This is a genomic window from Chthonomonas sp., from assembly GCF_035294165.1.
Lineage (GTDB): Bacteria > Armatimonadota > Chthonomonadetes > Chthonomonadales > Chthonomonadaceae > Chthonomonas.
Window position 1 is genome coordinate 18,089 of the sequence record NZ_DATGLN010000190.1, and the last position, 14,331, is coordinate 32,419.

Consider the following 14,331-nt stretch of genomic DNA (forward strand, 5'->3'; position numbering starts at 1 on the left):
CTGCGCCGTCTACCTCGACAGCCCCTCACCCTAATCCTCTCCCCATGGGGAGAGGGGAGACCAACAAGCTAACTCTCCGTTTCCTTTGATAACCTCCCCCTTGGAAACTCACCACTCGCCCCCTTTCTCCCTATTAGGGGGAAAGGGGGCGAGCAAGAGAGGCTTGCTGTGCAGACTGACTCTAGAACTGAATGAACGATGAGCGGGTAACCACAAGGGTTATCCCTACAACCCCTCACACCCTACTCCCCTCAAGGCCAACGGTGCTGCGCTCAAGGCCAATACAGGGGTCCCCAGAAAATCGCAAGATTTTCTGGGGCAGGGCTCCCTTCCCTCAACACTCCCCCTCAGCGGCCTGTGTCGCTTCCTTAAACGCCTCATTCCGCTGGCCGCTGCGTTGCTGTCTGCTAAGACCGCTGCTGTGCCGTCTGCAAGACGAAAGGAGGGGATAGGGGGTCGAACAAGGCAGGCTTGCCCTGTGAATTGGCTCTAGAACCGATTGCATGATGGGCGGGTAACCTCAAGGCCGACGCCCTCCCCCTCATCTGCAAGACGAGCGGTCTTTCACACGAATCTACAACGCTTCCCGACGCCCACACGTAGAAGGAAGAGAAGGATTTTCTCTTTGGAAAAAAGAAGATTTTTACAGAACAAGAATTTTAAGAGGAGCCTTTCCATGCCAAGTGCATCCTACAGCCCCGGACTAGAGGGAATTGTCGCCGGGCTTACCGCCATCTCAAAAATAGACGCCGAACGGAATCGGCTGAGCTATCGTGGCTACGACATCCACGACCTCGTGGATCATTGCAGCTTTGACGAAGTCGCCTATCTCCTTATCTACGGCGATCTGCCCAACCAAAGCCAGCTCGACGCTTTCTGCAAAACCGTCGGCGCCCATCGTGGCGTCCCTTCAGAGGTCATCTCCTTGTTGCGAACCCTGCCCTCCGATGCCTCGCAAATGGATCGCGTGAAGGCCGCCGTCGCCGCGCTCGCCCTCTTCGATCCACAGCGTGAAGAGAGAACTGCAGAGGCCTATCGTGCCGTGGCCGTTCGGCTCTACGCCCAACTGCCCACCATCATTGTCAACAGCTATCGCCTCAGCCAGGGACAAGAGCCGGCCACCCCACGCGCCGACCTCAATCACAACACCAACTTCTTCTGGATGCTTACCGGCCACGAGCCTTCCGACCTCATCGGCCATGCGTTCAATGTAAGCCAAATCCTCTATGCCGAGCATGGCTACAACGCCTCCACTTTCGCTGCCCGCGTTACCGTCTCCACCCTATCCGACATCTACTCCGGCGTGGTATCGGCCATTGGCACGCTGAAAGGGCCTCTGCACGGCGGCGCCAACGAGGCGAGCATGCAGATGCTCCTCGAAATCGGCTCTCCAGAGCGCGCGGCGGAGTGGGTTCGTGAGGCACTCGCGCGGAAACAACGGATCATGGGGTTCGGACATCGCGAATATAAACACGGCGATGAGCGTGCCCGCATTGCAAAACAGTACGTCATCGAGCTGGCAAACAGCAAGGGGGCAACGCATTGGCTCGAAATGGCGGATATCATCGAGCGCGAGATGATGCAAGCCAAAGGGCTTTATCCCAACGTAGACTTCCCCATCGGCCTGCTCTACTACCTTATGGATATTCCCATTCCGCTCTACACCCCCATCTTCATGATGAGCCGCATCACCGGCTGGTGTGCCCACATCATCGAGCAACTAGAAAACAACCGCCTGATACGGCCTGAAAGTGAATACATCGGGCCGAGCGAGCGCCCTGTGCTTCCGCTGCCGGAACGTCCCTAGGTGCGGCAATGATAGACGGATCGAAAACCACCGGTATGGCCGTGGTTCTAGGGGCGGGAACCATGGGCGGCGGCATCGCCGCCCAGCTTGCCAATGCCGGTTGGACGGTCTGGCTGCTCGATCTTCCCTCTCCCCAGCAACGCAACCGGTTGGCCGAAGAGCGCCTCCGTCGCCTCCAAAATGCACGCCCTCCCTTGCTCGCCCTGCCGGAATATGCAGAGCGCATCCATGCAGGCAACATAGAGGACGACATCCGTCGTCTAAAAGAGGCCGATTGGATCGTCGAAGCCGTCATCGAAGACCTACAGACCAAACGCCACGTGCTGGCTCTTGCCGATGAAAACGCTGGGGTTCAAACGCTTATCACCAGCAATACCAGCGGCTTAAGCCTCCATGCCATGAGCGAAGGGAGAAGCCAATCGTTTCGTGCTCGCTTCTTCGGCACCCACTTTCTCAACCCGCCCCGCTATCTTAAGCTGCTCGAAGTCATTCCCTTGTCCACAACCGACCCCAACCTCGTTGCGGGATTTACCCGATTTGCCGAGCAGACGCTCGGACATCGTGTAGCCTTCGCCCGCGATACCCCCGGCTTCATATCCACGCGGCTTTGGATTGCGCATCTGCTCGAAACCATGCATCTGGCCGAAGAGTTCGGCCTATCGGTTGAGACGGTGGATAGCCTAACCGGCCCGCTCATCGGTCGCCCGCGCAGTGCCACGTTTCGCATGGCCGACATCGTCGGGTTAGACATCGTCGCTGCCGTGGCACAGCATCAGTACGAACTGCTTCCAAACGACCCTAAGCGTTCGCTCCTCACCCCACCGAAGGCGCTACGGTATCTGCTAGAACGGGGTCTGCTTGGAGAAAAAGGGGGTAGTGGCTTCTATCGGCGCCAAAACGATCATATCGAGGTGTTCGACTTCCTCACACAAACCTATCGGCCCCGCCAAACCGAGCCTCTGCCCTTTGTCGCCCATCTTCAAACCCTGCCGTTGCCGGAACGCTTGGCTCTCATCGCTCAAGCTGCCTCAGCCCCTTCTCCCGAAGCGCGGTTTCTACACACCCTTCTGTTCCGCTTCGCAGACTATGTGGCCTCTGTTGGGCCGGAGATCGCCGACGACATTCTCACCATAGACCGCGTTATGCAATGGGGTTTTCAGTGGGAGCTTGGGCCTGGAGCCATGGCCGATCTGCTGCAACCGCAAAGAGAGCGCCCCTATTATAGAAGTATTGGCCACCGGCGCACCTATCTCTCCTTTGCAGAAGACAGATATCTCCCTATCCCGAAAGAACCGGAGTATCTCTGTCTATCCGAACGAAAACAGGAAGGCGGAACGTTGCTTGCAGAGGCATCCGCTTCTCTCATTGCGCTGGACGACGATGTGGTCTGCCTCGAGTTTCACACCAAGATGAACACATTTGAGCCGGCCCTTGTGCGCTTTATCGAGCAGGTCTGCAACCTTGTTGAGAAAGAGGGGTGGGCCTTGGTCATCGGCAATCAGGCACCCCATTTTTCGGCGGGCTATAACCTGCACCTTTTCTTAGAGGCCATCGAAGCCAAAAAGTGGCAAGCGCTCGACGCCATGCTCAAAGAGCTGCAGTTTGTTTTTCTACGCTTGAAATATGCCTCGTTTCCCACGGTGGCCGCCCCGCATGGCTACACGCTCGGAGCCGGTTGTGAAGGCACCCTACATTGCACCCATGTGCAGGCCGCCCGTGAGCTGGCAATGGGGTTACCGGAGGTGCGCGTGGGGCTTATACCGGCCGGCGGTGGCACCAAAGAGATGTTGGTGCGCACGATGAACCCGCTAGAACAACAGGCCGATCCGCTGGATGCGCTGGAGAATCTGTTCAAGCGCCTCACGATCCCCTCCATCTCGACCAGCGCCGATGAGGCAAGGAAAAACGGTTTTCTCCGTCCTACCGACGGTCTTACCCCAAACGCCGACCGTCTTCTCTATGAGGCCAAATGCCACGCGAAGCGCCTTAGAGAGGAAAACTATCGCCCCCTCTCCCCTCACCCCATTCCCACCTTTGGGCGAGCGGCAAAAGAGCGACTGCACCGCGCGCTTGAGCAGTGGCTCTCCGAAGGCCTTATCACCGAGCACGATGGTTTCGTTGCCGCCCAACTTGCCCGAGTCCTCTATGGAGATGCCGAAACGCAACGCTCCTGCACCGAGGAGGCCCTTCTGCAGATCGAACGCGAGGCGTTTATCGCGGCGGCTAAGCACCCAAAGAGCCTTGAACGTATTCGCCACGTGCTGACAACGGGCAAACACCTGCGAAATTAGGCGAAGTGCCAAGCATTAAAACCGAACGTTAGGCTCCTCTGCTGCGCTTAGCGGAAGATCGTCAGCGGGCTGTAACTGAACCCAACCTAGGCGATTTAAGGTGCGGATGGCCCCGGTAACCTGCTCCTTAGAGAAGGCAGCATGATGTCGCCGCTCCATCGTCTCCAGCACGACCTGCTCGGTGACCGATTCAAAAGCAGATGCGCTCTTCTGTTGCAACTCCTTTGTCACAAAATGCACGGTGGCCACGACCCTTATCTCCTGTATATCCATTTGCGAGAACAGATCGGCCACCTTTCGGATCAAACCGTCCCACCTTTTCAGCTCGTTATGGTAAGTCGTCCTCACGGCAGGATAGGCGATTCCTGGACGCATGAGCCGCCATGAACCGTCTTTACTCTCTTCCAAAAGCCCATCGTTCACCAATTGCTGGACAATGTCCCTCAGCGTATCGGAGTAAGGCCCATAGCTGCCCCACCGAAAAACAAGGCCGGTAGGCAAACCCTCTGCCGTGGCAAAATAGACCATGGTTTGAAATGCGGTTCGGCCTATCTTCCACCGACATGGTTGCCCAAGCACACGTGCAAGGGTCTCCGCGATCACAACCCAGGCGGATAACGCTTCGGTTATAGAGGCCAGCTTTTCGATTCGCCGCTCGGCGAGCAGGGGAAGCGCCGCGTCGTCCTTTATTTCGGAAAACAGTCCACCAAGCCCCGCATCCTGCCCTTGAAGAAACGCCTCATTTACCAACTCTTCAGGGGCATCCTGAGGGCCGTAAAGCTCCACCTCTATCTCCAGCCGGCTAAGATAACGGTAGAGGATCGGGCCAACGATAGCCCAATCTAGCCTCCCGTTGTTGCAGCCCAAAGCGGGGCATGCAAGCGACTGAATCCCCCACTCCTTATAGTGCCGTTCGAGGTACTGTAGCCCTGCCACGATATCCGACAGGCGCGAAGCCTCACGCCAATGGCTTTTCGTGGGGAAATTGAGGATCCAGGGTGGCGTCTGGGGGCGATAGAGGTAGGGCTGGCCAAGCTTCACCTCACCTGCTCCGCATCGGCGCACATAGTCTTTGTACATCTCCGGGAAGCGCTTTTTGAACTCGAGCGCGATCCCCTTGCCCATCACGCCCATGCAGTTCACCGTGTTGACCAAGGTTTGTGCTTTCGATTGGAATAGATCGCCCTTCCGCACCCGTATCATAGCTGTTCCCTAAGAAAGAAAAGATATGCATTTATTCTAACAGAAAGCGGGGGTGCCATCGCACGTAGCGCGTCGCCTACCCTCTGACATGAGACGTAGGCGCCAAGAATATAGCTCGCCGGCACGACATCGGGCACGAGTAGCTCCGCGCATTTGATGGAAGCGTGATCTGCTGTCGCCTTTTTGCTAAAAGGGTGATACCAAACGCGAGCGAAGATTTTCTTTGGATCGAGATGCACCAGCCCCTCTGGTGATGGATAAAAGTTAGCGCTAGCGCAAGCCGCATTTCTATCGGAGATGACAGCTCCTTTAATATCGAGCACACTCGGTGCGACGCGCAGCACGCATAGCTTTTCATGCAGATTTTTTCGTTTGTAGAGCATTGGATTTCGCGCACAAAAGTAGAGGTTTACATAATCATGCAGCGGACGCCCATTCGGCATACACTTCTGCTCTCTAAGCCTCTGTACCTCAGGCATCGAAACGCTCACCGAGCGCAGCTTGCCGCCTCTTACGCCGCTTCTAACCCGATTGTACGAAAGTATGCCGTACTTTAAGATGTACGGAACGTTTTGGCAGGGGGTTATGTAGTGCAGTTCTTTTAAACCGTTACGCTGCATAGCCGAAAAAGACTCCTCCTTTTAATCTATTCGCAATTTTTAGAATCTATTACCTCTAACCCTCTTTTTTGAAGCCCCAAAAGGACTATTAAAAAAATGCTTAGTACAGGCACAAAAGCGGAAATCGCTCTCGCCCCTCCCTCTAAATCGGCGACGGTGACTTTAAAGCCTGTGGTTTTTTAGAGCTTGTGTGCAGAGGCAGATAGTTCGCGGGGAATGCAGAGGAGTAGGTTTTATCAAGGCTGCACTCCCATTGATATGCGAGAAGCAATAGAAGCCTCTCCTCGCAAGACATGGGCAGGATTCTCGCCCCCGCCCCGCGGATATATCTCGCAACAGAACAATGCCCTTCAAGGAGAGAAACATGTCCCAACCGGTACGAATCGGCTTTGTGGGGGTGGGCAGTATGGGCCAGTGCGCCCATCTAAAAAACTACGTCACCTTGCCCGATTGTCAGGTAGTAGCTATCGCCGAGCTGCGCCCTCAGCTAGGGCAAAAGGTGGCCCAGCGCTATGGAGTTCCCCACGTCTATCTCTCTGCGGAGGAGATGCTCGCCAAAGAGTCCCTCGACGGTCTGGTGGTATCCCAACCCTTTACACGCCATGGGCAGGTGGTCATTCCCCTCTATAGAGCCGGAATCCCTATCTTTACCGAAAAGCCGCTCGCCGGTTCACTGGCCGTAGGAGAGCAGATGATGCACGCTTTAAAGGGGAGCGGAACATGGCATATGGTTGGCTACAACAAGCGCAGCGACCCTGCTGTCATGTGGGCGAAGGGGGAGATCGAGCGCCTAAAACAGACCGGTGAGATCGGCAAACTGCGCTATGTGCGCATCACCATGCCGCCCGGCGACTGGGTTGCCGGAGGGTTTACCGACCTGATTACCACCGATGAACCGTATCCTAGCCTTCCTCACGACCCTCCACCCGCCGACCTCAGCGCAGAGGGCGCACGCACCTATGTTGAGTTTGTGAACTACTACATTCACCAGGTCAACCTTCTGCGTTACCTCCTCGGCGAGCCTTACAGGCTTGTCTATGCGCATCCTTCCCGAACGCTTTTGGTGGCCGAAAGCGACAGCGGTGTTGCCGCAACCATCGAGATGCAACCTTACACAACCACCCGTGCTTGGGAAGAGACCGCGCTGGTGGCCTTTGATCATGGCTACGTTCATATAGCCCTTCCAGCCCCTCTCGCCTCGTACCGGCCGGGAAACGTTGAGGTTTACTACGATCCAGGGGGTCAAACCGAGCCAAGACGTGTTCGTCCCACGCTGCCTTGGGTGCACTCCATGCGCCAACAGGCCATCAACTTCGTTCGGGCTTTAAAGGGCGAGATTCGTCCACCTTGCGAGGCCGCAGAAGCGTTAGAGGACCTCAAAATCGCCCGTGACTATTTGCGCCTCATCGGCTGCAACTAGGGCTTCTCCTTCGGCCGCACCCTCTCCATCAAGGCCGGCTTCACGCACAGGAGGGTAGGCTGTAGGGGTAGGGTAGGCACAAGGCTTACCCCTACGGCCTATCTTCTTAACTCTCGGTTTACTCCGATAGGCTTGCCTTTGAAAACGAACCATAACCGCCCCCTTTGTCCCTGATAGGGGGCGAACAAGATAGGCTTGCTCTGCGAATTGGCTCTAGAACCGTGAGGTTCTCGACTCCCACCCCGCTTCGCTCTCGGTTCACTTGCCTATTCTGAGGAGGTCGCACGGCCATCGAAGCGGTAGACAGGAACTTGATTCGTAGCGATCGGTAGGTTCTGACCGTTCAGTAGCCCTAAAAGGGCTGCCGTCGTTGATACCGAAAACAGAATCTCCCCACACTCTTGACAGACTTCTGCGGGTATCTCCTGAACGATGACGTAGGTGTTCTTCTCACGGCATAACGGCAAGGTAACCTCCTCCGGCCTGCATTCACCTCCACAAAAAGGGCATGGCGCCCAAACTGTTTTGACTTCCGACGACAACATCACGATAAATCCTTTTTTGTTCCCTTTCTCATATTATCCATCAAAATACACCACCCGGCACGCGCAGTTTTGCGAGAAAGCGGCCTCTATCGGGAAAAACCGGTAGATATCCTATAAGGATTTTGCGTTCTATTCAGTTCTCTCACATCCACACTGTAGTGAGGACAGAGTTGGAAGTGGAGGGTATAATCTTAGTGTCTAGTCAACATTTTAAGGAAGCCCACTGTGTCCGATTCGCGTTCTGTAATGGCCCACCCACTGAAGGTCGCCGAAAATATCGCCCACCTTGTGCCCTACGTGCCGGGCAAGCCCATCGAGGAGGTGCAAAGAGAACTCGGAATCCAAGAGGTTGTTAAACTTGCCAGCAATGAAAACCCCTTAGGGCCTTCGCCAAAGGCGCTCGAGGCCATCGCCCAGATGGCACCGAAACTGCACCTCTATCCCGACATCTCTTCCCGCACCTTGCGCCTTGCCCTTGCCAAAAAACTGGATGTAGCCCCCGAATCGCTCGTTTTCGGCAACGGCTCCGATGACATTATCCATCTTTTAGGGGTCACCTTTTTAGAGCCTGGTGATGAGGTGATCCAGGCCGATCCCTCCTTTGTTCGGTACGAAGCGGCGGCCTTGCTCAACAATGCGCTCTGTCATAAAGTGCCTCTTACACCGGATTGGGGATACGACCTCGAGGCGCTTCTGGAGTCTATCACTGTACGGACACGACTGGTGTTTATCGCCAACCCGAACAACCCGACGGGAACGATCTTAAGCCGAGCCGGTATCGAGAGGCTTTTAGAACGTCTGCCCGAACAGGCCATTTTGGTGATAGATGAAGCCTACTACGAGTATGCCACCGGCTTACCGGAGTATCCGGAGTGTATAGATTTTGTGCGTGATGAGCGGAATGTGGTGCTGTTGCGTACTTTCAGCAAGGCCTATGGTTTGGCCGGCCTGCGCATCGGTTATGGGATCATGCGCCCGGAGATCGCCGGCTGGCTCGAGCGCACGCGAGAGCCTTTCAACGTGAACCTGCTGGCCCAAGCGGCAGCCGCAGCAGCATTGGAGGATAAGGCTTTTGTGGCCCAAACTGTGGCCGTGAACGAAGAGGGCAAACGGACGCTCTACGCCGCATTTGAGCGTCTCGGCCTCGACTACGCCCCTACCTACGGTAACTTTATCTTTGTAAATGTGGCGCGCGATGGGCGTGCCGTGGCCGATGCCCTGCTAAGGCGGGGGGTCATCGTTCGCTTCAGCCCTGACTTCAAAAGCCAAACCCATCTGCGTGTCTCCATTGGGACGCCTGCTCAGAACGCACGGTTTTTAGAGGCTCTACCCGAAGCCCTGGCTGAAACAAAATAGTACACACTGAGACACAGCTGGAAAAAACAAGCGATTTGTGGCTAACTTTGCAAAAAAGATCAAAGTAGGGAACTTTTTGACATGAACATCGGGTATAATAAGGTACGAGCAGTTCGATCGCGATCCCTGCAGAAGTTCTGCGGGTTGCGACCTCCTTTCTTTCCCGATGCCGAAAGGCATCGGGCTTTTTTTTCTGAGCCACCATGCAGTTTGTAGGGATTGACCTCGCATGGGGAGAGGGCAACACCAGCGCCGCTGTGGTGTTGGAAGCTGGCGGTGCATCCTACGAAACTCTGCATGCGCTGGAATGGCATGAGGCTCTCGGCTCGAATGAGGAGATCGTCGCCTTTGTCCACTCTGCCGATGGGGGCGGTGGGCTGCTTATCGGAATGGATGCCCCTCTCATCGTCCCCAATGAACGGGGTGAGCGCCCTTGCGAAACCAAATTGCGACGCTGTTTTGGTCGTTATGAGGCCGGCCCCCTTCCGGCCAATCGGCATATCTGCGGCGGATACTTGCGTGGCGAGGAACTTCTGCAACGGCTGAATACGGCACTCGGTACGACGCCCGATTATCGGTTCTTGCCGCTCGATACCACCGTTCGGCGCTGTCTAGAGGTGTTTCCGCGCAGTGCACAGTGCGCTCTTTTTCATCTCAAGCGCTCACTGAAGTATAAGGCCAAACCGGGCCGCTCGCTTCAGAGCCGTTGGGCGGAGTATGCACGCTATGCAACACTGCTGGAATCGTTAAAAATGGCGCAACCGTCCCTTTTACCACCATCCTGGCTTTCAGATTTGCAGGAAAGGCGCGGGCGCAGCCTGAAACGCTACGAGGATTTGTTGGACGCCCTTTTGTGCGCCTACATAGTGGCTTACTATTGGCATTATGGTGAGGGTGAACGCTGTTGTGTGGTAGGCGATAGTCAGAACGGCTACATTCTTACTCCGGTAACGCCTGGGCTAGCAGCCTGCCTTCAGGCAGACCAGCCTACAGACAGATAGAAATGGGCGTGAGAGCAACGGAGCTTGCGGTTCTAGAGCCAATTCGCAGAGCAAGCCAGCTGTGTGCTCCCCCTATCCCTTCCTTTCGTCTTGCAGCCAGCAATGCAGCGGCTAGAGAGATAGCCAATTAAGGGAACGACACAGGCCGCAAAGGCGCCGTCCACTAGGACGCTCATCGCTAGGTGCCCCTCTCCCGGGCAGGAGGGGGGTAGGTGCCTGAGAAGAAAAGGGACTATTGGGGTTAGTTGCCAAAAGAGCACTTATCGCACGAAACCGATTTGCTCACCTCCCGCAGTTCATCGTGCCCGCTTTAGGAGAAAATAGGGTAATGTAGAGAAGAAGTAACTTTACACCTGTCTCGATTGTCAAAAGGAGTAGAGATGGAAAGCGAATCGGAAGAGACCGTAAAGAGCGAACCGACGCCGGCCCTAGAGCCGCAGCCGTTGGAGCCGTGGTTCATCGAGTTACTGGCCTGCCCGGCCTGCCCGCAACGCTGGCCACTGCACCTAAACGAGTCGAAAACGGCGCTTCACTGTTGGTGCGGGCGCTATGCCTACCCCATTAGCCCGGAGGGCATTCCCGTGCTGCTGGTGGAAGAAGCCGTACTGCTAGATGAAAAAGCCGACCCGGCAACCGTTGCCCCTCCGAAGGAAGGAGCCTAGGCGATGCCATCGTTACGGGTGTTGGTGCTACAGGGGCCTAATCTCAACCTCATCGGCTCTCGTGAGCCGGACTTCTACGGACGTGAGACGTTCGATGAGATCAATCGCAAAATAAAAGCGAAGGCCCAGGAGCTTGGCGTTGAGGTGAAAATTCTTCAATCGAACCACGAGGGCGACCTCGTAGACGCTATTCAGGAGGCACGTGAAACGGCGGATGGCATCATCATTAATGCGGGCGCGTTAACGCATTACAGCTACGCCGTACGTGATGCCCTAACAGCCGTGCGTTTACCCACGGTGGAGGTGCACCTCTCCAACATTCATGCGCGCGAAGAGTTTCGGCATCGTTCTGTTATCGCTCCGGTCGTCATGGGGCAGATCGTTGGGCTAGGCTCACTTGGCTACCTACTGGCACTCGAGGCCATCTGTCAGATCATCGAGCAAAGCCATCGTTGACAAGTGCGCTTCCGGTAAATTGTTGGTTTATGCGTTGGCAAAAACTCATTCGCTTCTGTGTGCTTACGTTGGGGATGCTGCTCTGTACCAGTAGGTGGGTACCTATGGGAGAGCCTCCCTCAGAGAAGCAGGGCGAGGAGGTTTGGGCCACAAAGCCGATCACTGTTCCCTCTAACGTGCGCTTACCGCTGCAGTTGCCTTGCCGTAAGTGGTATGGCCTGTTGGTGGTGCAGGCCGAATTTCCGGGGCATCAGCTGCTTAACTGCGGCCTTGATACCGCCATGAACGCGTGCGCCGTGCCCCCTCTCACCGTGTTGCGGCTAAAGCTGCCTAAGCCCACCGGCGATGTTCATCTGCAAAGGCTTTGGCAGCAGCTAGACGCTCCCACCACCGAGATACCCTCCTTTAGCCTTGGCACTTTGCCGATAGCCCCGCTGCAGGTTGTGCAGCTTGACGTGCTGCAGATGCTATCGCCGGAAATCGCCATCAGCTCCGCCGATGCACCGGTTTGCTGGCTCGGTGGGCCTTTTCTTTCTGCTTTTCAGGTGACCATCAACGCAGAACAGGAGTTCCTAAAGCTGGAACTGCCGAACGCTCCTTTGCCTAGAGGGCGCGGGGCCGTGGTGATGCCGATGAAGTTGAGAAACGGCTGCCCCGAAGTGATGGTCAGTCTGCCCAAATCCCCTCCGTTTCCCGCTCTTGTAGACCTCACGGCGCCCATCTCCATTATCCCCACCAAAGTGGCCGAAACGCTAAAACTCCAACCCCTAGAAAGCCTCCTATGTATGGGAACCGATGGCAAACCCTATCGGCTTACCCGCGCCATAGCGCCGCGCCTTGCTGTGGGTAAGGCGGGCGTGGATAAGCTCGATGTCTCTTTTCTACAGCCGCCCTTGCCCGTGCTCGGCCAAACAAAACCAGAAGATGTGACCCCTGCTTTGGAATCGGAGGCCGTTTTAGGGAGGAACTTTCTAGACCGCTATCAGCTAACCATCAACTACGCACGCAGGCAGATAGAGCTGATTCCCCTTCCTCGCGAACAAGCAAAGTAGCCGGTGCGCGGGGCAGCGCAACAACCAGGAACATAAGCGCTTAAGAACCCCTTTTATGACCGCCGAGGCATCCATTGCTTCCCCACCGGAGCTAGGAACTTATTGACGTCATGCGATCCGATAGGGTGCCCCTTCTAAAATCTGCTCAACACCGGTAACAACTAGGTGATAAATACGTAGTACAAAATAGAAAACATCGGTTAGTAAAGACACGAGCAAGCTTTTTCGTGTCGGCGACCTTTGCCTAAACGATAACCCCGTCGGTAGGGCAAGAAAGGTGAAAAAACATGTCTGGCTCTAAACAAAGAGGCTTTCGTGTTTTGTGGCCGGCCGTTGTCTCTTTAGCGCTTCTGCTCGTCGTGCGGCCGGCGTTAGCTCAAAGTCGTTCGCGCGCTCCAGCCCATAGCGCCCCAACGGCGTCTACCACTTTCCATGTGGCTTCACGCCTTCCACAAAACTATTATGAAGACGCCGGTACCGCCTATCCATCCTCCTGGCAGGCGCGACCGCTTATTTTTCATACACCCTCCCGCGATGTCTCCACCGCAACACCAACCGCTTACGACCGCTTCTTGCACACCACCGAAGGCGCCCACTATCGCATCGCTCAGCAATGGGGGACTATCATCTACGTATACACGTGGCCGTTAGCGTGGAACTATTATGATTGTTGCTTTCCCTATTTCTCCTACACTCCGTGGCCTTCCGAGCCTCATCGTTGCTACCCACCTGTTTACGGCCCAGAGGATAACGCACCCACTCCGAGTGTGCATGGTGATGGGGCTTGGTATCCACCCTATGGCGTCTACGTGCCCCAACACCCACAACGCGGCGCTCCCACCGAAGGCTCTTTGCCCGGCGACGCCGTGTATGCCTACTATTTGGGGCGCGCAGAAACCGCCTATTCGGTAGACGACCCCAAACTCGAACCGGCCCTCCGTGCAGCCATCGGCGACATTACGGCCGCCTTCCAGCACAACGATTTCGATGCCCTAGCAAAGCATCTTCCCTCAAACGGCACGATAGCCATCTATTTGCATGGGCAGTATAGCTACTCCCTCATCGCCGATCGGTATCTGCATCTGACACGCCAGGCGCTTACGGCCTCGCCGGCGCTCAGTTTCGGGCTGCATCGCGTGTACCAGATAGACCCAAATACCTATCGCGTTATGGGCATTCATGTATTCAAAGACCCTCAGGGCAACGAGCGAATGGTGTCTATAGGCTTCGTGTTGCAGAGGCAAGGAGCGGACTATGTGGTGATTCAAATAGATGTGGATTCGCCACATCTTTAGAAGAGATCGCTGAAGCTTATTGCCTGCAATTTGGGTAAACTACCATCAGTTGAGCAGCCATTTGAGGAAACGTTTTTAAGTTCTTTCCGTATTCCTAAAAAAACGGTGCGGAAAGGAGAGGAACGATATGCCACTAACGGAGAAGCAGAAAAAGCTGATAGATGAACGCATCCGTCGTGAGGGATTGAACGAGTTTGGAGACCCCAAGGGAACCGTCTACGCCGGAGGCACACCGCTGTTTGATATGCGGACAGGCCGCATGATAGATCGGTATGAGTATATTCTCAGCCGTCATCGCGACTGGCTGCCTCAGCTAGAGAAAGAGGACTAAGATGAACGAACGTAAGGCCCCGTGGCCGTGGATCGCTTTCCTACTTTTAGCGCTCTCTGCCTGGCCGATGCTTCGCGATTGGCAGAGGGAGGCGCACTCCGCACAGCGCCCCTCAACACCTTCCGTGGCAAACGCCGGCGCCTTCATCTCCCCTAACCAGATAGAGGTGCAACTGCGCCCCGGTGCCGACGATTCGACCCTTGAGGCGCTAAGCCGAGAAATAGGTGCGCCTTTACAGTGGGATAGCCCGCTGCATGCGGAAACAGAGATCGCCGTAGCCACTTTGCCTCCC

At 55.8% G+C, this 14,331-nt stretch carries 14 protein-coding genes; 11 read left to right on the top strand and 3 right to left on the bottom strand.

What is annotated here, in order from left to right:
• Window positions 1-676: 676 nt before the first annotated feature.
• Complete coding sequence (locus VKV29_RS10435; protein ID WP_324201246.1) at window positions 677-1,807, top strand: citrate/2-methylcitrate synthase; 1,131 nt, start codon at window positions 677-679, stop codon at window positions 1,805-1,807.
• Window positions 1,808-1,815: 8 nt separating this feature from the next.
• Window positions 1,816-4,098 carry a 3-hydroxyacyl-CoA dehydrogenase/enoyl-CoA hydratase family protein gene (locus tag VKV29_RS10440; RefSeq protein ID WP_324201247.1) on the top strand — a complete coding sequence of 761 codons (2,283 nt, stop codon included), beginning with the start codon at window positions 1,816-1,818 and terminating at the stop codon, window positions 4,096-4,098.
• 15 nt (window positions 4,099-4,113) lie between these two features.
• Here VKV29_RS10440 and darG read toward each other — a convergent pair whose 3' ends face one another.
• Window positions 4,114-5,301: a type II toxin-antitoxin system antitoxin DNA ADP-ribosyl glycohydrolase DarG gene (darG, locus tag VKV29_RS10445; RefSeq protein ID WP_324201248.1), complete on the bottom strand. Its 1,188-nt coding sequence runs from the start codon at window positions 5,299-5,301 to the stop codon at window positions 4,114-4,116.
• Window positions 5,298-5,921, bottom strand: coding sequence for a DUF4433 domain-containing protein (locus tag VKV29_RS10450; protein WP_324201249.1), 624 nt, complete (start codon window positions 5,919-5,921; stop codon window positions 5,298-5,300). Before VKV29_RS10450 ends, darG begins: the two co-directional genes overlap by 4 nt.
• A 364-nt stretch (window positions 5,922-6,285) precedes the next feature.
• On the opposite strand from VKV29_RS10450, the gene VKV29_RS10455 reads away from it, so the two are divergent.
• The gene (locus VKV29_RS10455; RefSeq protein ID WP_324201250.1) at window positions 6,286-7,341 is read left to right on the top strand and encodes a Gfo/Idh/MocA family oxidoreductase; all 1,056 of its coding nucleotides are present in this window, start codon (window positions 6,286-6,288) and stop codon (window positions 7,339-7,341) included.
• Between the two features lie 266 nt (window positions 7,342-7,607).
• Here the strand turns inward: VKV29_RS10455 and VKV29_RS10460 are convergent, their stop codons facing one another.
• A complete protein-coding gene (locus tag VKV29_RS10460) occupies window positions 7,608-7,886 on the bottom strand; it encodes a YgiT-type zinc finger protein (RefSeq protein WP_324201251.1) in 279 nt (92 codons plus the stop codon).
• A gap of 225 nt (window positions 7,887-8,111) precedes the next feature.
• On the opposite strand from VKV29_RS10460, the gene hisC reads away from it, so the two are divergent.
• The 8 genes from hisC to VKV29_RS10500 all read left to right on the top strand — a co-directional run.
• On the top strand, window positions 8,112-9,242 hold the full coding sequence (hisC, locus tag VKV29_RS10465; protein ID WP_324201252.1) for a histidinol-phosphate transaminase: 1,131 nt from the start codon (window positions 8,112-8,114) through the stop codon (window positions 9,240-9,242).
• Between the two features lie 203 nt (window positions 9,243-9,445).
• Entirely contained in the window at window positions 9,446-10,243 is a 798-nt protein-coding gene (locus VKV29_RS10470; protein ID WP_324201253.1) for a DUF429 domain-containing protein, read from the top strand.
• A 380-nt stretch (window positions 10,244-10,623) separates the two neighbouring features.
• Window positions 10,624-10,905 carry a Trm112 family protein gene (locus VKV29_RS10475; protein ID WP_324201254.1) on the top strand — a complete coding sequence of 94 codons (282 nt, stop codon included), beginning with the start codon at window positions 10,624-10,626 and terminating at the stop codon, window positions 10,903-10,905.
• Between the two features lie 3 nt (window positions 10,906-10,908).
• Window positions 10,909-11,361, top strand: coding sequence for a type II 3-dehydroquinate dehydratase (gene aroQ, locus VKV29_RS10480; RefSeq protein ID WP_324201255.1), 453 nt, complete (start codon window positions 10,909-10,911; stop codon window positions 11,359-11,361).
• A 29-nt stretch (window positions 11,362-11,390) separates the two neighbouring features.
• Complete coding sequence (locus tag VKV29_RS10485) at window positions 11,391-12,413, top strand: hypothetical protein (protein WP_324201256.1); 1,023 nt, start codon at window positions 11,391-11,393, stop codon at window positions 12,411-12,413.
• 287 nt (window positions 12,414-12,700) lie between these two features.
• The gene (locus tag VKV29_RS10490; protein WP_324201257.1) at window positions 12,701-13,708 is read left to right on the top strand and encodes a hypothetical protein; all 1,008 of its coding nucleotides are present in this window, start codon (window positions 12,701-12,703) and stop codon (window positions 13,706-13,708) included.
• A 127-nt stretch (window positions 13,709-13,835) separates the two neighbouring features.
• Window positions 13,836-14,039 carry a hypothetical protein gene (locus tag VKV29_RS10495; protein WP_324201258.1) on the top strand — a complete coding sequence of 68 codons (204 nt, stop codon included), beginning with the start codon at window positions 13,836-13,838 and terminating at the stop codon, window positions 14,037-14,039.
• A 1-nt stretch (window position 14,040) separates the two neighbouring features.
• Window positions 14,041-14,331: hypothetical protein (locus VKV29_RS10500; RefSeq protein WP_324201259.1), on the top strand; the 291-nt coding region annotated here is incomplete at its 3' end.

Coding starts and splice junctions, on each gene's coding strand:
- aroQ (WP_324201255.1), top strand. CDS start 10,909: ATGCCATCGTTACGGGTGTTGGTGCTACAGGGGCCTAATCTCAACCTC.
- VKV29_RS10435 (WP_324201246.1), top strand. CDS start 677: ATGCCAAGTGCATCCTACAGCCCCGGACTAGAGGGAATTGTCGCCGGG.
- darG (WP_324201248.1), bottom strand. CDS start 5,301: ATGATACGGGTGCGGAAGGGCGATCTATTCCAATCGAAAGCACAAACC.
- VKV29_RS10450 (WP_324201249.1), bottom strand. CDS start 5,921: ATGCAGCGTAACGGTTTAAAAGAACTGCACTACATAACCCCCTGCCAA.
- VKV29_RS10495 (WP_324201258.1), top strand. CDS start 13,836: ATGCCACTAACGGAGAAGCAGAAAAAGCTGATAGATGAACGCATCCGT.
- VKV29_RS10455 (WP_324201250.1), top strand. CDS start 6,286: ATGTCCCAACCGGTACGAATCGGCTTTGTGGGGGTGGGCAGTATGGGC.
- VKV29_RS10440 (WP_324201247.1), top strand. CDS start 1,816: ATGATAGACGGATCGAAAACCACCGGTATGGCCGTGGTTCTAGGGGCG.
- VKV29_RS10475 (WP_324201254.1), top strand. CDS start 10,624: ATGGAAAGCGAATCGGAAGAGACCGTAAAGAGCGAACCGACGCCGGCC.
- VKV29_RS10470 (WP_324201253.1), top strand. CDS start 9,446: ATGCAGTTTGTAGGGATTGACCTCGCATGGGGAGAGGGCAACACCAGC.
- VKV29_RS10490 (WP_324201257.1), top strand. CDS start 12,701: ATGTCTGGCTCTAAACAAAGAGGCTTTCGTGTTTTGTGGCCGGCCGTT.
- VKV29_RS10460 (WP_324201251.1), bottom strand. CDS start 7,886: ATGTTGTCGTCGGAAGTCAAAACAGTTTGGGCGCCATGCCCTTTTTGT.
- VKV29_RS10485 (WP_324201256.1), top strand. CDS start 11,391: ATGCGTTGGCAAAAACTCATTCGCTTCTGTGTGCTTACGTTGGGGATG.